This window comes from Bradyrhizobium sp. WSM471, assembly GCF_000244915.1.
In the GTDB taxonomy this organism is placed as follows: Bacteria; Pseudomonadota; Alphaproteobacteria; order Rhizobiales; family Xanthobacteraceae; genus Bradyrhizobium.
In genome coordinates, this window is the sequence record NZ_CM001442.1 from 1,054,750 (window position 1) to 1,074,700 (window position 19,951).

The window sequence follows — 19,951 nt, forward strand, 5'->3', positions numbered from 1 at the left end:
GCCCACCAATGATAGCGACCGCGCGGCGGTCGCGACCAATAACTGCAATCAGGAGGCTCCCATGGCAGATGCCTATATCTACGACCACGTCCGCACCCCGCGCGGCCGGGGCAAGGCGGACGGCGCGCTGCACGAGGTCACCGCGCTCGCGCTCGCGACCGTGCCGCTCAAGGCGCTCAAGGACCGCAACAACCTGCCGGAAGATTCCGTCGATGACGTCATTCTCGGCGTGGTCGATCCCGTCGGCGAAGCGGGCTCCGACATCGCGCGCTTTGCCGCGCTGAAGGCGGGCCTCGGCGAAGCCGTGCCGGGCGTGCAGATCAGCCGCTTCTGCGCCTCCGGCCTCGATGCCGTGAATTTTGCCGCAGCCCAGGTGATGAGCGGCCAGCACGAGCTCGTGATCGGCGGCGGTGCCGAATCGATGAGCCGCGTCGGCATCGGCGCCTCCGGCGGCGCCTGGCCGATGGACCCGTCGATGGCGGTGCCCTCATATTTCATGCCGCAAGGGGTCTCTGCCGATCTGATCGCGACCAAATACGGCTTCTCGCGCGACGATGTCGACGCCTATGCGGTGCAGAGCCAGCAGCGTGCGGCGAAGTCCTGGGATGAAGGCCGCTTCGACAAGTCGGTCGTCCCGGTGAAGGACATCAACGGCCTCACCATCCTCGCCAAGGACGAGCATATGCGTCCCTCGACGACGATGCAGTCGCTGGCGCAGTTGCAGCCGGCGTTCACGATGATGGCGCAGATGGGCGGCTTCGATGGCGTCGCGGTGCAGTCGCATCCGGAAATCGAACGCGTCAATTACGTGCACCACGCCGGCAATTCATCGGGCATCGTCGATGGTGCCGGCGCGGTTCTGCTCGGCAGCAAGGAAGCCGGCGGCAAGTACGGCCTGAAGCCGCGCGCAAAGATCCGCGCCTTCGCCAATATCGGCTCTGAGCCCGCGATGATGCTGACCGGCCCGGTCGACGTCACCGAAAAGCTGTTTGCGCGCTCCGGCATGAAGAAGTCGGACATCGACCTGTTCGAGCTCAACGAGGCCTTCGCCTCCGTCGTGCTGCGCTACATCCAGGCCTTCGACATCGACAACGCCAAGATCAACGTCAATGGCGGTGCCATCGCGCTCGGCCATCCGCTCGGCGCGACCGGTGCCATGATCCTCGGGACCGTGCTCGACGAGCTCGAGCGCACCAACAAGGCGACCGCACTGGTGACGCTGTGCATCGGCGGCGGCATGGGCACCGCGACCATCATCGAGCGGGTGTAACGAGCAGCCCGTAGGGTGGGCAAAGCGAAGCGTGCCCACCACTGCTGCCTTCGCGAATGATGGTGGGCACGGCGCAAGAGCGCCTTTGCCCACCCTACGAGATCACCGTCAACCGCCGCGCCGAAGACGGCACCGAGGAGCAACCAGCATGGCTTACAAGAACTTCAAGGTTGAGACCGATTCCGACGGCATCGCGCTGGTGACCTGGGACATCCCGGGCCGTTCGATGAACGTGCTCGACGAGACCTCGACCAGCGAGCTCGACGCGATCGTCAAGGCGACCACGGCGGATGCTGCAGTGAAGAGCGTCGTCATCACCTCCGCCAAGGAAGCGTTCTGCGCGGGTGCCGATCTGTCCATGCTCGAAAGCATGAACCAGGCCTACGCAAAAGTGTTCAAGGAGAAGGGCGAGACGGCGGCAAACCAGATGCTGTTCGAGCAGAGCCGGCGCTTCTCGCAGGTGCTGCGCTCGATCGAGACCTCCGGCAAGCCGTGGGCGGCCGCGATCAACGGTCTCGCGCTCGGCGGCGGTTTCGAGATCACGCTGTGCTGCCACTATCGCGTGGCGGCGGAGAATCCCAAGACCCGCCTCGGCCTGCCCGAGGTCAAGGTCGGCCTGTTCCCAGGCGCCGGCGGCACGCAGCGCGTGCCGCGCCTGGTGCCGCCGCAGGACGCGATGACCATCTTGCTCAAGGGCGATCCGGTCACGGTCGAGAAAGCCAAGGCGCTGAATCTGATCCACGCCGTCGTTCCCGCCGCCGATCTGATCAAGGCGGCAAAGGACTGGATCAAGGGCGGCGGCAAGGCTGTCGCGCCCTGGGACGAGAAGGGCTTCAAGCTGCCGGGCGGCCCGGTGTTCTCCAAGGCCGGCATGATGATGTTCCCGGCGGGCAACGCGATCTATCGCCGCGAGACCTACGACAATTATCCGGCCGCACGCGCGGTCATGAGCTGCGTCTACGAGGGCCTGCAGCTGCCGATCGACGCCGCATTGCGGGTGGAATCGCGCTACTTCACCTCGGTGCTGCGCTCGAAGGAAGCGGCGGCGATGATCCGCAGCCTGTTCCTGTCGATGCAGGAATTGAACAAGGGTGCGCGCCGTCCGAAGGACGTGCCGCCGACCAAGGTGAAGAAGATCGCCGTGATCGGCGCCGGCTTCATGGGTGCGAGCGTCGGCTATGTCTCGGCCCGTGCCGGCCTCGACGTCGTCCTGATCGATCGCGACCAGGAGAGCGCCGACAAGGGCAAGGCGCATGCGCAAAAGGTGATCGAGGAGCAGATCAAGAAGGGCCGCGCCAAGCCCGGCGACGCAGAAGCCCTGCTCGCGCGCATTACGCCGACCGCGGACTATTCCGCGCTGAAGGACGTCGATCTCGTCATCGAAGCCGTGTTCGAGGACCGCAAGGTCAAGGCTGATACCTTTGCCAAGGCGCAGGAGCATATGAAGCCGGACGTGATCTTCGCGTCCAACACCTCGACGCTTCCGATCACCTCGCTGGCGGAATCCTTCAAGGACCAGGGCAGGTTCGTCGGCATCCACTTCTTCTCGCCGGTGGAGAAGATGATGCTGGTCGAGATCATCCAGGGCAAGAACACCGGCGATCTCGCGATCGCGACCGCGCTCGACTACGTCCGGCAGATCGGCAAGACGCCGATCGTCGTCAACGACAGCCGCGGCTTCTTCGCCAATCGCTGCGTCGGCCGCTATGTCGCCGAAGGCAACGAGATGTTCCTCGAGGGCGTGCCGCCCGCGATGATCGAGAACTGCGCCAAGATGGCCGGCATGCCGGTCGGTCCGCTCTCGCTGTCGGACGAGGTCGCGCTCGACCTCGGGCTCAAGATCATGAAGGCGACGGAAGCCGACCTCGGCCCCAACGCCATCAATCCCGATCAGAAGAAGCTGATGGTGGAAATGGTCGAGAAGCAGGGCCGTCTGGGCCGCAAGAACAGCAAGGGCTTCTACGACTACCCCGAGAAGGGCAAGGGTCAGAAGAGCCTGTGGCCGGGCTTGTCCGCGCTGCAGCCCAAGCAGCTCGATCCTGATACGCTCGACGTCGAGGAGTTGAAGGAGCGCTTCCTGGTGGTGCAGGCGGTGGAGGCCGCGCGCACGGTGGAGGACCACGTCATCACCGATCCGCGCGAAGCAGACGTCGGCTCGATCCTCGGCTTCGGCTTTGCGCCGTTCACCGGCGGCACGCTGTCCTACATCGACTTCATGGGCACGAAGAAATTCGTCGAACTTTGCCACAAGCTGGAGGCGAAATACGGCTCGCGCTTCACCCCGCCGAAACTCCTCGAGGAGATGGCCGCGAAGGGAGAAACCTTCTATGGCCGCTTCGCTCCGAACAAGGCGGCGGCGTGATTCTCTGAACCCCCTAGCCGGGATGAAAAAAAGAAAGGCCGGATTCTCGATCCGGCCTTTCACATGTGCGCCTCAGGCGGCCTGAATCAGCCCTTCCTTCTTCATCGCTTCCTGCACCTGCGGCCGCGCCGCGACGCGGGTCTTGTACGCGGCAAGGTTCGGCATCGCCGAGAGGTCGAACTTCATCCGGTCGCCCCAGGTCAGCATCGTGAAGAGATAACCGTCGGCCACCGTGAACTGCTTGCCCATGAGGTAGTCGCGGCCGGCGAGCTGGCTGTCGATGTATTTCAGCTTGCCCATGACGCGGTCCTTGAAGAAGGCCTTGGCCTCGTCGTTCAGCGCCGGCGCGAACATCGGGCCGAAGCTCTTGTGCACCTCGGAGGTGAGGAAGTTCAGCCATTCGAGCAGCTTGTAGCGCTCGGCGCTGCCGTGGGCTGGCGCCAGCGCCTTGGCTGAGGCCTGATCGGCGATCATCTGGACAATCACCGGGCCTTCGGTCACGATCTCTCCGCTATCGAGGCCCAGCGCAGGGACCTGGCCCTTGGGGTTCAGCTTCAGATAATCCTCACCGTTTTCGAGCTTCTTGGCCCGGATATCGACCTTGACCAGTTCATAGGGCAGGCCGGCTTCCAGGAGCGCGATATGGGGGGATAGCGAGCAGGCACCGGGCGAATAGTACAATTTCATGGAATTTCCTCCTCTTGTTGCTTGGTTCAGGCGAAAGAACGACTACATGCATCTGCTTGAAATAGTCAAGATTGATGCAGGTGCATCGAATAGGGTAAGAGACGGGCGACAAGCTTGAGCGGGACCATGAAACGCAAACCATCGACCGAGGCGACTTCCGCCTGGATCCGCTTGATGCGGGTGCAGAGCCGTGTGCTCAATTGCGTCGAGCAGGACCTGAAGAAGGCCGGCTTCCCACCGCTGGCATGGTATGACGCGCTGCTCGAACTGTCACGGGCGCCCTCGGGCGAGCTCCGGCCGGTCGAACTCGAACGGCAGATGCTGATCCCGCAATATTCGACATCGCGGCTGATCGACCGCCTGGTCGACGAAGGTCTCGCCTCGCGGCGCGAATGCAAGATCGACAAGCGCGGCCAGTTCGTGGAGATCACGGAAGCCGGCCGCGAATTGCAGAAGCGGATGTGGGGCGCCTATTCGGCCGCGATCGAGAAATATGTCGGTTCGAAACTGTCCGATGCGGATGCCGTCAAGCTCAGCGGTCTGCTCGACCGTCTGGGCTGCTCGTGCGGCGAGATGAAACTGCCGCCTGCCCACGTCAACGAAACCACACCGTTGCGATGATCGCGCGGCACACCAGTTCGTCCGTGCAGCCGGTGGCTGCGCGGACCGTCCCTGTCACCCACGCGCGTTCGATCGAAGCGCTTTTGATTAGAGTCTGATATGGCGCGAGACCAGATCGATATGACGCCCCTGCAATCGCGCGACGAGCTCGTCAAGTGGTTCGAGGAAGGCTGCAAGGACCCGTCCGAGTTCCGCATGGGCACCGAGCATGAGAAGACGCCGTTTACGCTCGAAGGCCACCGTCCGGTGCCCTACGAAGGCCCGCGCGGTATCGGCGCGCTGCTCGAAGGCATGAAGCTCCTGCTCGGCTGGGAGCCGATCATGGAGAAGGGCAACATCATCGGCCTCTACGACGTCACGGGCGGCGGCGCGATCTCGCTGGAGCCCGGCGGGCAGTTCGAGCTTTCGGGCGCCCCCGTCGAGAACGTGCACCAGACCCAGAGCGAGCTGATGGCGCATCTGGCGCAGGTGCGCGAGATCGCAACGCCGCTCGGCATCGGCTTCCTCGGGCTCGGCATGACGCCGTCCTGGTCGCGCGCCGACATCCCGGTGATGCCCAAGGGCCGCTACAAGATCATGACCAACTACATGCCGAAGGTCGGCCAGTATGGCCTCGACATGATGTACCGGACCTGCACGGTACAGACCAATCTCGACTTCTCCTCCGAAGCCGACATGGTCAAGAAGCTGCGTGTTTCGCTCGCGCTCCAGCCGGTCGCAACCGCCTTGTTCGCCAATTCGCCGTTTACCGAGGGCAAGCCGAACGGCTTCCTCTCCTTCCGGTCCGAGATCTGGCGCGACACCGACAACGCGCGTGCCGGCATGATGCCGTGGGCATTCGAGGACGGCATGGGCTTCGAGCGCTATGTCGACTACGCGCTCGACGTGCCCATGTATTTCGTCAAGCGCGACGAGGACTACATCGACGTCTCGGGCTCCTCGTTCCGCGCCTTCTTCGATGGCCGCAACAACAATTTGCCCGGGGAACGTCCGACGCTGTCGGATTGGGCCAACCATCTTTCGACGATTTTCCCGGAGGTGCGGCTCAAGCGCTATCTCGAGATGCGCGGCTCCGATGGTGGCCCGTGGGGCCGACTGCCGGCGCTATCGGCGTTCTGGGCCGGGCTGCTCTACGACGATGTGTCGCTCGATGCCGCCTGGGACCTTGTGAAGCACTGGAGCGCGCATGAGCGTCAGGCCCTGCGCGACGACGTGCCGCGCTTCGGCTTCAAGTCGCGGATCAAGGACCGCTATCTGTTCGAGATCGCCAAGGAGTGCCTCGTTCTGGCACATGCCGGCTTGCGCCGGCGCGGCCGGATCGACCAGCTCGGCCGCGACGAGACCAGGCATCTGGAGCCGCTCGATCGCATCATCGATTCCGGCCGCACGCCGGCTGAGGAGATGCTCGATAAGTTCAAGGGTCCCTGGAACGGCTCGGTGGAACCAGCCTACGCGGAATACGCTTTCTAGACACAAGGCCAGCGATCGGGAGCACGAGCCGTTCATCGCCCGTACAGGTTTGCGGCGATCAAATGGCCGGCTGAAAAACCCGAGCGTCGTCAATAACTCGAAAGCTGTTCCGATGGGGAAGGGCCGCCTGGCCGTCATGGCAAGCGTCCTGGCAAGCGTCGTGGCCTGCGCCGCGCTGCTTTCGCTCGCGTTTGCGAGCTGGCCTGCGCGCGCCCAGACGGCGTTCGATCGGCCAGGCGGAGACTATTTCAGCACCCCGGTCACGTCGGGCGATCCCGAGGATTGCGCACTGCTGTGCGAGCGCGACCGCCGTTGCCGCTCGTGGAGCTTCAGCTATCCTGACGTTGAAGGCGGCTCGGCCGTGTGCTGGCTGAAGAACACGGTGCCTGCGCGGGTGCCGGGAAGCTGCTGCATCTCCGGTGTGCGCGGCGCCGGCGTGATCGAGCCGCGTGTCGAAGGCGTGGAGACCTCGATCGACCGCCCCGGCGGCGATTTGCGCAATTTCGAGATGAAGGACGGCGAAGGCGAAGAAGGCTGCAAGGCCGCCTGCACCGCCGACAATAAATGCCGCGCTTTCACCTATGCGCGCCCCGGCTACACCGGACGCGAAGCGCGCTGCTTCCTGAAAAAGGAAATCAAGCCGCCGCGGCGGAAGGCGGGGTTCACGTCGGGCGTGGTGAGATAGCATGCAGCTCTCACCACCGTCATTGCGAGCGTAGCGAAGCAATCCAGAATTGCTTCCGCGGCGGCAGTCTGGATTGCTGCGTCGCTTCGCTCCTCGCAATGACGAGGAGGGTAAAGCGGACATCTCACTCTGCCGCGATCACCGTGATCTCGGGCCACAGCGTCTTCCAGCGTGCCGCCTTCGCCGCGTAACTGGCGGCTGAAAAATTCGGCGCCCGATTGGGTCGCACGATCAGCTTCGCGACGTCGTCGAACCCGTGCGGCGCGTAGACGTCGAAATCCCCACCGGCAGGGCGGATGCCCACCTGCGTATTCTCAGTGAGGAAGCGGTCGATACCGTCGGTCGCGCGCATCAAGGGCGGATAGGGCAGACCGTGCTTGCCGGGATACCAAAGGTGCACGCGCGCCTGGTTGCGGATTTCGACCTTGGGGCCGAGATGCGCGAGCTGCGCGTGCAGCTTGCGGATCACCGCGTCTTCCGCCTCCCATGAGGTGTCGGAATCGAAATAGAACACGTCGTAATCGGCGATGCCGTGATCGATTGGGCGGCCCGTGAGCACGTTCCACACCGTCTGCACCAGGCAGCCCGCGACGAGCCACGCATCCGGCAGCGCGAGGCGATGGATTTCATCGAGGATCGCTGCGTTGAACGGATTTCGCAGGGCGAGAGCCAGAAATTCGTCGCGGACCATCACTATTGCGCTCCCTCTCCCGCGTGCGGGAGAGAGGTGAGGACGTTCCGGCCTTCAATGCACGGCGGTGAAAAACCGCGCCATGCGAAATCCGGACAGCCAGGTCCACACCGGCTGGCCCCGGATGCCGAGATCCCAGGATCCGAGCACGGCATCCGCACGGCCGACCAGATTGTCGATCGGCAGCATGCCGACGCCGCCGGAGCGCAAGGGCACGCGGCTGTCGGCGGAGTTGTCGCGGTTGTCGCCGAGCACGAAGAGATGGCCTGCCGGCACCGTCACTTCCTGCGTATTGTCGAGCGGACCGTTGTCGCGCATCTTGAAGATCAGATGCGAGACGCCGTTCGGCAGCGTCTCGACATAGCGATAGGCGGGTTCGCTGCCGCCATTGTCGTCCTCGGCGGCGCCAACGCCGTCAGGCTTCAGCTCGGCGGGGCGGTCGTTGACGAAGAGCTGGCCCTGACGCAGCTGGATGCGGTCGCCGGGGAGGCCCACGACGCGCTTGACCCAGGCCTGCGAGCGGTCGCCGGGCCAGCGGAAGACCACGACGTCGCCCTGCTTCGGCGTCTCCGCGAACACGCGGCCGCTCTCGGGCAGGTTGATCTGGATCGGCAGCGATGAGGTGCCGTAGCCGTAGGGGAATTTCGAGGCGATCAAGGCGTCGCCGATCAACAGCGTCGGCTCCATCGAGCCCGACGGCACATAGAACGGCTCGGCTAGCGCGCCCTTGGCGATGAACACCGCGGCGACGATGCCGGCGAGCTGCACGAGCTGGCCTGCCCAGCCGCTGCTCTTCCGCTTGGTGGCGGCAGTTATCTTCTCGACGCTCATCCGCCTGTTCCACCCACCGTAATGCGTTCCATCAACAGCGACGGCTGGCCGACGCCGACCGGCACGCCCTGACCGTTCTTGCCGCAGGTGCCGATGCCGGTATCGAGCGCGAGATCGTTGCCGATCATGCGGATGCGATGCAAATCGGTCGGCCCGTTGCCGATCAGCATGGCGCCCTTCAGGGGCGCACCGATCTTGCCGTTCTCGATCTTGTAGGCCTCGGTGCACTGAAACACGTATTTGCCCGAGGTGATGTCGACCTGGCCGCCGCCGAAATTCGCGGCGAAGACGCCGTTCTTCACCGACGCCAGGATCTCGGCCGGATCGCGGTCGCCCGCGAGCATGTAGGTGTTGGTCATGCGCGGCATCGGCACGTGGGCATAGCCCTGGCGGCGGCCGTTGCCGGTCGGCTTCATGTTCATCAGGCGCGCGTTCTGACGGTCCTGCATGTAGCCGACCAGGACGCCGTCCTCGATCAGCACGGTGCGGTTGGTCGGCGTGCCCTCGTCGTCGATCGACAGCGAACCGCGGCGCGAGGCAATGGTGCCGTCATCGACCACGGTCACGCCCTTGGCCGCGACCTGCTGGCCCATCAGGCCGGCAAACGCTGACGTCTTCTTGCGGTTGAAGTCACCTTCGAGGCCATGGCCGACCGCCTCGTGCAGCATTACGCCGGGCCAGCCGGCCCCGAGCACGACGTCCATTTCGCCGGCGGGGGCGGGAATCGATTCCAGATTGACCAGGGCCTCGCGCAGCGCGCCGTCGGCGGCGTCGCGCCAGGACTTAGCTTCGATGAATTCGGCGTAGCCGGCGCGGCCGCCATAGCCCTTGCTGCCGCTCTCCTGGCGGTCGCCCTGGCCGGCGACGACGGAGACGTTGACCCGCACGAGCGGGCGGATGTCGCGATAGCTCTCGCCGTCGGGCCGCAGGATCTCGACCACCTGCCAGGTCGCGCCCAGGCTGACGCTGACCTGCCGCACCCGCGGATCCTTGTCGCGCAGATAGGCGTCGATCTCGGCGAGCAGCTTGACCTTGGTCTCGAAGCCGGGGGCATCGAGCGGATTGTCGTCACTGTAAAGCCGCACGTTGGTATGCGCTGGAGGCGCGGCGAAGCTGCCGGAATAACCACCGCGCACGGCCGCGACCGCGTCCGCGGCGCGAATCAGCGCCGGCAGCGACACGTCGGAGGAATGCGCGTAGCCGACGGCGTCGTCCTTGACGGCGCGCAGGCCAAAACCCTGCGAGGTGTCGTAGGTCGCCTGCTTCAGCCGTCCATTGTCGAACATCAGCGCTTCGGTCTGGCTGTATTCCAGGAACAATTCGCCGTCGTCGGCACCGGCAAGCCCGCGCGCGAGCTCGTTGCGAACCTGATCGCGGTCGAGATTGGCGCGGTCGAGCAGGGAGGTTGTGGCAGGGTTGGTCATGCGTCCGTCCATTATCGGGGGATGTGAGGCAAGATAATGGTTTCCCGGCAGTTCCGCGAGGGCGCCAAGTCTCACATTACGGAAACAATAGGAATCGCGGGGCTAACCGCCCTTCACCCTACGGCAACTTGTCATATCCCTCGCCGAGCCCGTTCAGGCTGAGCGGGAAGCCGATGCCTTCTTCCGGGGTCTCGAAGATGATGAAGGTCGCGGTCTTGGCGGTGCGGAGCTGACCGAGCAGCTTGTCGTCCATGACGACCTCGGCGACGCAGCCATTGGGCAGGCAGCGGACAAAGCCGGCGCGGCCGACATCCTGGTTGTCGAGCTTGAGGCCGAGGCCGGAGGGCAGGAGAACGCCGAGGGGGGCGACGACCCGCATCAGGCGGCTCTTCTGGTCGGCGGTCTTGAGGACGATCACGGTCAGGCCGGCGTTGGAGCGGTCTTCGGCCACCACGCTCTGGATCAGGGCGCATTGCTCGGACTGGGCGCCCGGCGGGGTGTCGCAGCGGATCTGCCAGTCGCCATGGACGGAGCGCACCGCGCCCTGCGCATGGGCGAGGCGCGGAAGCGCCAGGACGACCACCGCCGCCAGCAGGCCAGCCCGCATCGTCAGGCCGCCAGCCCGCCTTGTCGCCCGCCTTGCCATGGATCTCGAAAACCCCATCGGGTCGGTCCCTCTGCTCGCCTGGGTCGCTCGCACCCGGCGGACTGATACGGGAATGACGGCGTCTTGAAGGCGATTCGCAAGCAAATTCCACGCCGCCACGGCCGCCGTTGCCCGCACGAATCAGGTTCCGGTGCGGCTGTCTGCCAGTGCCTACCGCGGGCAATTCCGCTGTCAAGGCGCAGCATCTCGGGAAACGGTATTTTTGTCTGATGTTACTAGGAAATATCTTGCGGGTGATGGCTGACAGGCGAGGCTCAAGACTGCATTGCGATAGATCAAGAATTATGGTTTGAGAGGCTTGATTTCGGCGTTCTAGCGATCTGGCCCAATTCCTCTTAGAGGTATTCTTGCGCGGCGGTTTGTCAGACGGGGGGATCGAATAAAGCGTTTCCCGAAAATAGGGGAATGCACTTGGGGTGATTTCGTTAGGGGAGCGCGAACGGCATGAAGATGTCGATGGGCCCGGTGGGCCGGCACTTGCTGGGATTGGCCGTGGCGGGTCTGACGCTGGCGACGGGCGGTGCGGCATTTGCCGAGCTCGGGCAACCGGCTGCGTGGGAGTGGACGCTTCAGCAGTCCGGGTCCCCGGTGATGGACAACATCGTCTGGTTCCACAATTTCCTGTTCGTGCTGATCACGCTGATCACGCTGTTCGTTCTGGCGCTGCTCGTGATCGTGGTCGTGAAGTTCAACGCGAGAGCCAATCCGGTGCCGTCGCGGACCACGCACAACACGCTGATCGAGGTGGCGTGGACGCTCGTTCCGGTGCTGATTCTGGTTGGTATCTCGGTGCCGTCGTTCCGCCTCTTGTTCCTCGAACTCGACGTGCCGAAGGCGGATCTGACCATCAAGGCGACCGGCAAGCAGTGGTACTGGTCCTACGCCTATCCGGATAACGGCAAGTTCGAGTTCGACTCGCTGATGGCCCAGGACAAGCAGCCCCGTCTGCTCGGCGTCGACAACGAGATGGTGGTGCCCGTCAACAAGGTGGTCCGGGTCCAGGTCACCGGCGCCGACGTGATTCATGCCTTCGCGCTGCCGTCCTTCGGCGTCAAGATCGACGCCATTCCGGGTCGGCTCAACGAGACCTGGTTCAAGGCCACCAAGACCGGCATGTTCTACGGCCAGTGCTCGGAGTTGTGCGGCAAGGACCACGCCTTCATGCCGATCGCCATCCGCGTGGTGAGCGACCAGGAGTTCGCCTCCTGGGTCGAGACCGCGAAGAAGAAGTACGCGAGCGGCGGCACCAGCACCTACGCCTCCACCGCCGGCCCGACGCAGTGAGCGCCGGGCGAAGGGTTCGAGGAAACTGAAAGCGACATAAGGCGGGACCTCCAGAGGTCCGATCGGGACGCAAGGCAGGATTAGAAAATGGCAACGAGCGCAGCGGCACACGGCGATCACGCGCAAGACCACGGACATGACGAGCACGCCCATCCGACCGGATGGCGGCGCTACGTCTATTCGACCAACCACAAGGACATCGGCACGATGTACCTGATCTTCGCGGTCATCGCCGGCGTCATCGGCGCCGCGATGTCGATCGCGATCCGTGCCGAGTTGATGTATCCGGGCGTGCAGATCTTCCACGAGACGCACACCTACAATGTGTTCGTGACCTCCCACGGCCTGATCATGATCTTCTTCATGGTCATGCCCGCGATGATCGGCGGCTTCGGCAACTGGTTCGTGCCGCTCATGATCGGCGCGCCCGACATGGCGTTCCCGCGCATGAACAACATCTCGTTCTGGCTGCTGCCGGCCTCGTTCGCGCTGCTGCTGATGTCGACCTTCGTCGAGGGCGAGCCGGGCGCCAACGGCGTCGGCGCCGGCTGGACCATGTACGCGCCGCTGTCGAGCTCGGGCCATCCGGGCCCGGCCGTCGACTTCGCGATCCTGTCGCTGCATTTGGCGGGCGCCTCTTCGATCCTCGGCGCCATCAACTTCATCACCACCATCTTCAACATGCGCGCTCCGGGCATGACCCTGCACAAGATGCCGCTGTTCGTGTGGTCGATCCTGGTGACGGTGTTCCTGCTGCTGTTGTCGCTGCCGGTGCTCGCCGGTGCGATCACGATGCTGCTCACCGACCGCAATTTCGGCACGACGTTCTTCAACCCCGAAGGCGGCGGCGATCCCGTGCTGTTCCAGCATCTGTTCTGGTTCTTCGGTCACCCCGAAGTGTACATCCTGATCCTGCCCGCCTTCGGCATGGTCAGCCAGATCGTCTCGACCTTCTCGCGCAAGCCCGTGTTCGGTTATCTCGGCATGGCCTACGCCATGGTCGCGATCGGCGGCATCGGCTTCGTGGTGTGGGCGCACCATATGTACACGGTCGGCATGTCCTCGGCGACGCAGGCTTATTTCGTCGCCGCCACGATGGTCATCGCGGTCCCGACCGGCGTGAAGATCTTCTCGTGGATCGCCACGATGTGGGGCGGCTCGATCGAGTTCCGCGCGCCGATGATCTGGGCGGTGGGATTCATCTTCCTGTTCACCGTCGGCGGCGTCACCGGCGTGGTGCTGGCGAATGCCGGCGTCGACCGCGTGCTCCAGGAGACCTACTACGTCGTCGCGCACTTCCACTACGTGCTGTCGCTCGGCGCGGTGTTCGGAATCTTCGCCGGCTGGTACTACTGGTTCCCGAAGATGTCGGGCTACATGTACAATGAAGGGCTCGCGAAGGCGCACTTCTGGGTCACCTTCATCGGCGTGAACCTGGTGTTCTTCCCGCAGCACTTCCTCGGCCTGTCGGGGATGCCGCGCCGCTATGTCGATTATCCCGACGCGTTCGCGGGCTGGAACCTGGTCTCGTCGGTCGGTTCCTACATCTCCGGCTTCGGCGTGCTGATCTTCCTCTATTGCGTGATCGACGCCTTCGCGAAGAAAGTGCCGGCTGGCGACAATCCGTGGGGTGCAGGTGCGACCACGCTGGAGTGGACGCTGCCCTCGCCCCCGCCCTTCCACCAGTTCGAAGTGCTGCCCCGCGTGCAGTAAGCCAGTGCTCGCGGCGCCCGTGACGGGCGCCGCGGCTCGACAACGAAGCGAGTCAGTCTAGTGTCCGTCCTCGACCACAACGCCATCGACATCAATCCCCGCATCTCCGAAGCGGAGGTTGGCGATTACATCGCGCTTCTGAAGCCGCGGGTGATGTCGCTGGTGATCTTCACTGCGCTGGTCGGAATGGCGATGGCGCCCGGGCATTTCCACCCGGTGCTGGCCTTCACCTCGCTGCTTTGCATTGCGGTCGGCGCCGGCGCGTCCGGAGCGCTCAACATGGCGCTCGAAGGCGATATCGACGCCAAGATGTCGCGCACGGCGAACCGGCCGATTCCGCGCGGCCGCATCACCCGCCCCGAGGCGATGACCTTCGGCATGACGCTCGCCTTCTTCTCGGTGATGACGCTCGGCATCCTCGTCAACTGGATCGCGGGCGCGCTGCTCGCCTTCACCATCTTCTTCTACGTCGTGATCTACACGATCGGCCTGAAGCGCTGGACCGCGCAGAACATCGTGATCGGCGGTGCCGCCGGCGCGCTGCCGCCGGTGGTGGCCTGGGCCGCGGTCACGGGCACGGTCGACGTCGAGCCGCTGCTGCTGTTCGCCATCATCTTCTTCTGGACGCCGCCGCACTTCTGGGCGCTTGCGCTGTTCCGCTCCGACGATTACGCGCGCGCCGGCATTCCGATGCTGCCCAACGTCGCCGGCCCCGACGCGACGCGGCTTCAGATCCTGCTCTACACCATCGTGCTGATCGCGGTCGCGGCTGCGCCCTGGGCGCTCGGCTATTTCGACGCCATCTACGGCATCGTCTCGCTGATCCTCGGCGCCGGCATGCTCGCGTTCGCCATCAACGTCTATGTCCGCCGCGAGCGCAGCCAATCGCTGCGGGCGACCCGCAAGCTGTTTGCGTTCTCCATCCTTTATCTGTTCGCGCTGTTTGCGACCTTGCTGGCCGAGGTCGTGTTCCGGGCGCTTGCGCCGATGGTAGGGGGCGCATGATCGCAGGAATGGCCGACAAACCCGAGATAGATGGAATCGTCCTCACCGAGGCGCAGAAGAAGAGCCGTCGTCAGCGCTCGATCGCGATCGCACTCGCGCTCGGCGTGCTCGTGGTGCTGTTCTTCGCCGTGACCATGGTCAAGGGGCCGGCCGTGCTCGTCCGGCCGATGTAGGAAATATGGATCAGAAGCCCGCCATATCGCAGGATCAGAGCCGGACGGCCACTAGGGGGCGCAGGCCCGCCAAGGGGCTTGGCCGCGACGTGGTGGTCGCCTCGATCTGCGGCGGCGTGGTCGCGCTGATGGTCGGCGCCTCCTACGCGGCGGTGCCGTTCTACAACTGGTTCTGCCGCGCCACCGGCTTCAACGGCACGACTCAGGTCGCGACCTCGGCGCCGGCCAGTGGCCCGATCGCACGGAAGATCGCGGTGCGCTTCGATTCCAACGTCGCGCCCGGCCTGCCCTGGAAGTTCGAGCCCGAGCAGAGCGAGATCGAGGTCAATATCGGCCAGGTCGTGACCGTCTTCTACACGGTGACCAACCAGGCCGCGCGGACCACCGCAGGCCAGGCCGCCTACAATGTCGCGCCGCTGACGGTCGGATCCTATTTCCAGAAGATCAACTGCTTCTGCTTCACCGAGCAGACCATGGCGCCCGGCGAGAAGCGCGAGATGCCGGTCGTGTTCTACGTCGATCCGTCGATTGCCGACGACCACGAGAACGACGGTCTCAACACGATCACGCTGTCCTACACGTTCTATCCGGTGAAGGATCCGGTGGTGAAGCCGCTCGCGGCCAGCGAAAACGACAAACGCAAGGGAAATCTCTGATCTCCGGGCTCACGCGCCGGGGTTGGAAATAAGGGGATAAGTGCCTGACAGGCACGGGATTGAGGAGCGAGACCGCAAATGGCAACGGCGCACACCAAGCATCACGACTACCACCTGGTCGATCCCTCGCCATGGCCCGTCGTCGGCTCCATCTCCGCCTTCATCATGGCGGTCGGCGCGATCACCTGGATGCACCACATGTTCTCGGCTGCGCCGATCATCTTCGGTGTCGGCACCGTCGGTGTGCTCTACACCATGGCGAGCTGGTGGGGCGACGTGATCAGGGAAGCCCAGTACAAGGGTGACCACACCCGCGTCGTGCAGCTGCATCACCGCTACGGCATGATCCTGTTCATCGCCTCGGAGGTGATGTTCTTCGTTGCCTGGTTCTGGGCCTATTTCAACGCGGCGCTATTCCCGGCCGACGCCGTCCACGCCACCCGCGATGCGGTGTTCGGCTGTGGTCTCGGGACCGCGGCCGGCGCCTGCGCCGTGCCGGGCACCTGGCCGCCGCACGGCATCGAGACCTTCGATCCCTGGCATCTGCCGCTCCTGAACACGCTGATCCTGCTCACCTCCGGCACCACGGTGACCTGGGCCCACCATGCGCTGCTCGAGAACGATCGCCAGGGCCTGAAATACGGCCTGATCCTCACCGTCGTGCTCGGCGCGCTCTTCACCTGCGTGCAGGCCTATGAGTACAGCCACGCGGCATTCTCCTTCGGCGGCAACGTCTACGGCGCGACCTTCTTCATGGCGACCGGCTTCCACGGCTTCCATGTGCTGGTCGGCACCATCTTCCTGCTGGTGTGCCTGTTCCGCGCCTATGCCGGCCACTTCACGCCGACCCAGCATCTCGGCTTCGAGTTCGCCGCATGGTACTGGCACTTCGTCGACGTGGTCTGGCTGTTCCTGTTCCTCTGCATCTATGTCTGGGGACACGGCGCCGAGACCATGGCCCACGGCGCGCACTGAGCGGGCTGACTTCGGATCTAGAAAGGGGCGGCCCCGGGGCCGCCCCTTTGCTTTTTTGCGCGCAGGGGTTTCGGCAGAAACTGTGATAGACCCTGTCATCATGAACAAAGCCGACGACACGTCCGAGTCGCAAGCCACCGTCCTGCAGAGCGCGCTGCGCGGGATTGCCTGCAAATGCCCGCGTTGCGGTCAGGGCAAGCTCTATGCGGGCTTCCTGACGCTTGCGCCGTCCTGCGAGCGTTGCGGCCTCGACTACGCCTTCATCGATTCCGGTGACGGTCCGGCGATCTTCATCATCATGCTGGCCGGCGCGATCGTGGTCGGCTGCGCGCTCGTCGTCGAGGTCAAGTACCAGCCGCCGTACTGGCTGCACGCGGTGCTGTGGCTGCCGCTGATCCTCGCGACCACCCTGCTGCCGTTGCGCGCGATGAAGTCGCTGCTGATCGCGCTGCAATTCCACCATAAGGCGGCGCCGGGCCGGCTGGTCGACCGCGCGAAATGAACGAGACCGTGCGCAAGCCCCGCGTGGCCGGCTTCGCGCTGTTCACGCTATTCCTGACCGCGGTCTGCATCGTGCTCGGTATCTGGCAATTGCAGCGCCGCCTCGCCAAGCACGAGCTGATCGCCGCCCTCACCGAGCGTCTCGCGGAGGCACCGATCGCTCTGCCGCCGCCGGCACGATGGCCCGCGCTAAGCCCCGCGCGTGATGAATTCCGCCGTGTCAGCTTTACCGCGACCTATGCGCCGTTACCCGATGCGATGGTCTATTCCCCCGGATCCGCCGTACGCAAGGATGCGTCAGGCCCCGGCACCTGGGCGTTCGTGCCGGCCCGGCTGCCGAGCGGCGAGACAGTGGTCATCGATGCGGGCTTCGTCGAAAACACCATGCAGGATCGCAGCGTCGAGGATCGCGCGGTCAAGAAGCTCGTCACGGGGCAGGCGGTCTCGTTCACCGGCTATCTGCGCTTCCCCGAGTCACCTGGCTGGCTGACCCCGGCGGCGAACCGCGACAAGCGGCTGTGGTTCGTGCGCGATCACGTGGCGATCGCGAGCACGCTGGGCTGGGGCGCGGTTGCGCCGTTCTATGTCGATCTCGAGCAGCCGGCACCCGAGAACGGCATTCCGCGGCCGGGACCGCTCGACGTGCATCTCAGGGACGATCACCTGCAATACGCCATCACCTGGTTCACGCTTGCAGGCGCCGTGCTCATCGCCTTCGCCGTATGGGCAAGAGGGCGGCGACGGGGTTGAACTGCGAGGTCTCGCAGGGAGCCCAAGGCTATCGGACGCCTGAGCGAGCGCCTCGTCCTTCGAGACGACCGCTTCGCGGCCTCCTCAGGATGAGGCTGACTGGCAGCTGTGCCTGTCGAAATTGCCGCCACATACTCCGTCCTCATCCTGAGGGCCCGCCGCAGGCGGGCGTCTCGAAGGATGGCCGCAGTCGAGCTTCCAGCCATATTTTTCTTCATATGCGACAGCCCTGCCAGGGAACCCGGTATCGCCCGGGGTTTACCATTCACTGGACATTCACGAGTGTGGTCCTAAGCCGCCATCGTTTTTCCGCGGCAGACAGGATTGCAGCGTGAGCGATTTCGACCAGATGGGAATTGTCATCGACTGGGTGGATGCCTGCAGGAAGGGCGACCTCGCGACGCTTCTCGACCTCTATGCGGACGACGCCCAGGTCGAATGCACGTGTAACGGCACGCAGCGCTATCGCGGCCGGAGCGAGCTCGAAGCCTATTGGCAGCCGCGGCTCAGCGCTTTCTCGTCGGCCGGTTTCGGGTTGGAGGAAATCCATCCTGCACCCCACGGCGTCGATCTCGAATATTCCGTCGCCGGTGCGCTGCGCATTCGCGCCTCATTTTGTTTTAGCCCCGACGGCAAGATCCGCACCACCTTGTGCGAGCCGGCGCGACAGAACGCGCAGCTTGGCTGCGCGTGCTAGAGTTTCGGTTCTGATTGAATCAGAACCGAACTCTAGATTCTGTTTTGACGCGTTTTCTTCACGCGAACCGGTATCCACTTCGTTCGAAGCGCTTCAATCGTTGACCGGCGCCTCGCGTGCCGGTGCGGCGGGAAGGCGGCAGCGCACATAGGTCCTGGCGTCCACGCGCAGCAGTGACAGCGATCCGCTGAGCGCGCGCACGCGCTCATGCATGCCGGTCAGGCCGCGGCCGAACACATTGCCTTCGGGAAAGCCGCCGCCGTCGTCGGAAATCTCGATGACGATCGTCTCGCCGGCGAAGGTCGCCTGCACATGGGCATTGCTGGCGCCGGCATGGCGCAGCACGTTGGTCAGCGCTTCCTGAATCACGCGATAGACGGTCTGGGCCAGCGGCCCGTCGATCGCGTTGAGATCCGGATCAATCGTGTCCGTCAGGTTGATGGACGGCGCCTGCTTGCGAAAATTCCGGAGCAGCGTCTGCACACTGGTCTCCAGACCCAATTCCTCGATGTAGAGCGGTCGCAACCGGTCCAGGATGCGGCGGTTGGTCTGCTGGAGCGCCTCGACCGATTGCAACACATCCTGCGCCGAACTGCCGGGATTTCCCGCCGGGGGCGAGGCGTCGGCCAATGCGATCGTGCCGGCGCGGATGCTGAACAGCAGCGGACCGAGTTCGTCGTGCAGTTCGCGCGCGAGATCGCGCCGCTCATCGTCCTGGAGCGACACCAGCCGATGCAGCAGGTCGCGATTGTCCCGGCTCAATTGCGCCAGCGTTTCGGCCAGCGCGTTGGCTTCCTCGCAGCTTTGCCGGATTTCCGGCGGTCCTCCGACCGGGATCGGCGTTGCGTAGTCGCCGCGCCGCATCCGCGTGAGGCCTACGCCGAGATCTTGCAGTGGGCGCAGGGCCGATCCCGCGAAAACATAGGCAATGGTGCCGGTGAGCACCATCAGCATGGCAAGGAGGATGGTCAACGCGAGAAAGCCGATCCACTTCTCGAACAGGTCGGCCGACAGGTCCGGCCGGAAGACGAGATCGCCGACACGCTTGTCGTCGATCGTCACCGGAGCTGCTGCCTCCATGTCCGGAACGGTGAGCAGGTCGACAAACCATTGCGGGACGCCATGCGGCTTGCGCGGGCCGTCCCTCGCTGAGGACGCGGGACCCATCTCCGCGGCACGGAATTGGATATCGGAGGAGGTGTCCAGAGAATGGACAAAGGCGTCGAGCGTCTGCCGCGGATTGTTCGAGGTGCGCAGGGTGTTGTTGAGCGCGGCGGCAACGGTCTGGATCGAACGCCGCCCCGGCTCGTTCTCGTCCGCCAATTGGTCGGTCGCGAAGATCTGGAGCAGCACGCCGCTCATGATCAGCGCGGCGAGGAAGCTCATCCCGAGCGGCAGAAACAGTTGGGTCCTGAACGAGAAGCGGCGCCACATTAGGTCAATTCTAACGCGCATCGGTCGGATTTGCTCTTTCCATTTGTTCCCGTCG

20 protein-coding genes are annotated in these 19,951 nt (G+C 64.5%); 14 read left to right on the forward strand and 6 right to left on the reverse strand.

Annotated features, from left to right (window positions below; translation table 11 throughout):
* The first annotated feature begins 61 nt into the window (after window positions 1-61).
* Window positions 62-1,270 carry an acetyl-CoA C-acetyltransferase gene (locus tag BRA471DRAFT_RS04905; protein WP_007605048.1) on the forward strand — a complete coding sequence of 403 codons (1,209 nt, stop codon included), beginning with the start codon at window positions 62-64 and terminating at the stop codon, window positions 1,268-1,270.
* A 148-nt stretch (window positions 1,271-1,418) separates the two neighbouring features.
* Complete coding sequence (locus tag BRA471DRAFT_RS04910; protein WP_007605050.1) at window positions 1,419-3,632, forward strand: FAD-dependent oxidoreductase; 2,214 nt, start codon at window positions 1,419-1,421, stop codon at window positions 3,630-3,632.
* A 72-nt stretch (window positions 3,633-3,704) separates the two neighbouring features.
* Here the strand turns inward: BRA471DRAFT_RS04910 and gstA are convergent, their stop codons facing one another.
* Entirely contained in the window at window positions 3,705-4,319 is a 615-nt protein-coding gene (gene gstA / locus BRA471DRAFT_RS04915; RefSeq protein ID WP_007605052.1) for a glutathione transferase GstA, read from the reverse strand.
* A 126-nt stretch (window positions 4,320-4,445) separates the two neighbouring features.
* Between gstA and BRA471DRAFT_RS04920 the strand changes: the two genes are divergently transcribed.
* From BRA471DRAFT_RS04920 to BRA471DRAFT_RS04930, 3 genes are all read left to right on the forward strand, one after another.
* The gene (locus BRA471DRAFT_RS04920; RefSeq protein WP_007599417.1) at window positions 4,446-4,940 is read left to right on the forward strand and encodes a MarR family winged helix-turn-helix transcriptional regulator; all 495 of its coding nucleotides are present in this window, start codon (window positions 4,446-4,448) and stop codon (window positions 4,938-4,940) included.
* Window positions 4,941-5,039: 99 nt separating this feature from the next.
* Entirely contained in the window at window positions 5,040-6,410 is a 1,371-nt protein-coding gene (locus tag BRA471DRAFT_RS04925; RefSeq protein WP_007605054.1) for a glutamate--cysteine ligase, read from the forward strand.
* Between the two features lie 112 nt (window positions 6,411-6,522).
* On the forward strand, window positions 6,523-7,095 hold the full coding sequence (locus BRA471DRAFT_RS04930; RefSeq protein WP_007605055.1) for a PAN domain-containing protein: 573 nt from the start codon (window positions 6,523-6,525) through the stop codon (window positions 7,093-7,095).
* Between the two features lie 124 nt (window positions 7,096-7,219).
* On the opposite strand, the gene BRA471DRAFT_RS04935 is transcribed toward BRA471DRAFT_RS04930, so the two are convergent.
* The 4 genes from BRA471DRAFT_RS04935 to BRA471DRAFT_RS04950 all read right to left on the reverse strand — a co-directional run bounded on the left by BRA471DRAFT_RS04935 (window position 7,220) and on the right by BRA471DRAFT_RS04950 (window position 10,705).
* A complete protein-coding gene (locus BRA471DRAFT_RS04935) occupies window positions 7,220-7,786 on the reverse strand; it encodes a nucleotidyltransferase family protein (RefSeq protein ID WP_007605056.1) in 567 nt (188 codons plus the stop codon).
* Window positions 7,787-7,840: 54 nt separating this feature from the next.
* Window positions 7,841-8,617, reverse strand: coding sequence for a signal peptidase I (gene lepB, locus BRA471DRAFT_RS04940; RefSeq protein ID WP_007605057.1), 777 nt, complete (start codon window positions 8,615-8,617; stop codon window positions 7,841-7,843).
* Window positions 8,614-10,041 carry a metalloprotease TldD gene (gene tldD / locus BRA471DRAFT_RS04945; protein WP_007605058.1) on the reverse strand — a complete coding sequence of 476 codons (1,428 nt, stop codon included), beginning with the start codon at window positions 10,039-10,041 and terminating at the stop codon, window positions 8,614-8,616. The genes lepB and tldD overlap by 4 nt, the downstream gene beginning before the upstream one ends.
* A gap of 118 nt (window positions 10,042-10,159) precedes the next feature.
* The gene (locus BRA471DRAFT_RS04950) at window positions 10,160-10,705 is read right to left on the reverse strand and encodes an invasion associated locus B family protein (protein ID WP_007605060.1); all 546 of its coding nucleotides are present in this window, start codon (window positions 10,703-10,705) and stop codon (window positions 10,160-10,162) included.
* 447 nt (window positions 10,706-11,152) lie between these two features.
* Between BRA471DRAFT_RS04950 and coxB the strand changes: the two genes are divergently transcribed.
* From coxB to BRA471DRAFT_RS04995, 9 genes are all read left to right on the forward strand, one after another.
* Window positions 11,153-11,992 (forward strand): cytochrome c oxidase subunit II, encoded by an 840-nt coding sequence (gene coxB / locus BRA471DRAFT_RS04955; protein WP_007599432.1) that lies wholly within the window; start codon window positions 11,153-11,155, stop codon window positions 11,990-11,992.
* 87 nt (window positions 11,993-12,079) lie between these two features.
* Window positions 12,080-13,705, forward strand: coding sequence for a cytochrome c oxidase subunit I (gene ctaD / locus BRA471DRAFT_RS04960; protein WP_007605061.1), 1,626 nt, complete (start codon window positions 12,080-12,082; stop codon window positions 13,703-13,705).
* 60 nt (window positions 13,706-13,765) lie between these two features.
* Window positions 13,766-14,710 carry a heme o synthase gene (locus tag BRA471DRAFT_RS04965; protein WP_007605062.1) on the forward strand — a complete coding sequence of 315 codons (945 nt, stop codon included), beginning with the start codon at window positions 13,766-13,768 and terminating at the stop codon, window positions 14,708-14,710.
* Window positions 14,707-14,883, forward strand: coding sequence for a hypothetical protein (locus BRA471DRAFT_RS04970; protein ID WP_007599435.1), 177 nt, complete (start codon window positions 14,707-14,709; stop codon window positions 14,881-14,883). The genes BRA471DRAFT_RS04965 and BRA471DRAFT_RS04970 overlap by 4 nt, the downstream gene beginning before the upstream one ends.
* 5 nt (window positions 14,884-14,888) lie before the next feature.
* Complete coding sequence (locus tag BRA471DRAFT_RS04975; RefSeq protein WP_007605063.1) at window positions 14,889-15,539, forward strand: cytochrome c oxidase assembly protein; 651 nt, start codon at window positions 14,889-14,891, stop codon at window positions 15,537-15,539.
* Window positions 15,540-15,617: 78 nt separating this feature from the next.
* Window positions 15,618-16,514 carry a cytochrome c oxidase subunit 3 gene (locus BRA471DRAFT_RS04980; protein WP_007599437.1) on the forward strand — a complete coding sequence of 299 codons (897 nt, stop codon included), beginning with the start codon at window positions 15,618-15,620 and terminating at the stop codon, window positions 16,512-16,514.
* Window positions 16,515-16,614: 100 nt separating this feature from the next.
* On the forward strand, window positions 16,615-17,016 hold the full coding sequence (locus BRA471DRAFT_RS04985; RefSeq protein ID WP_007605067.1) for a DUF983 domain-containing protein: 402 nt from the start codon (window positions 16,615-16,617) through the stop codon (window positions 17,014-17,016).
* Window positions 17,013-17,765 (forward strand): SURF1 family protein, encoded by a 753-nt coding sequence (locus BRA471DRAFT_RS04990; protein ID WP_007605069.1) that lies wholly within the window; start codon window positions 17,013-17,015, stop codon window positions 17,763-17,765. The genes BRA471DRAFT_RS04985 and BRA471DRAFT_RS04990 overlap by 4 nt, the downstream gene beginning before the upstream one ends.
* Window positions 17,766-18,096: 331 nt before the next feature.
* Window positions 18,097-18,462 carry a nuclear transport factor 2 family protein gene (locus BRA471DRAFT_RS04995; RefSeq protein ID WP_007605071.1) on the forward strand — a complete coding sequence of 122 codons (366 nt, stop codon included), beginning with the start codon at window positions 18,097-18,099 and terminating at the stop codon, window positions 18,460-18,462.
* Between the two features lie 93 nt (window positions 18,463-18,555).
* Here the strand turns inward: BRA471DRAFT_RS04995 and BRA471DRAFT_RS05000 are convergent, their stop codons facing one another.
* Window positions 18,556-19,896: a histidine kinase gene (locus BRA471DRAFT_RS05000; RefSeq protein WP_035973549.1), complete on the reverse strand. Its 1,341-nt coding sequence runs from the start codon at window positions 19,894-19,896 to the stop codon at window positions 18,556-18,558.
* Between the last annotated feature and the right edge of the window lie 55 nt (window positions 19,897-19,951).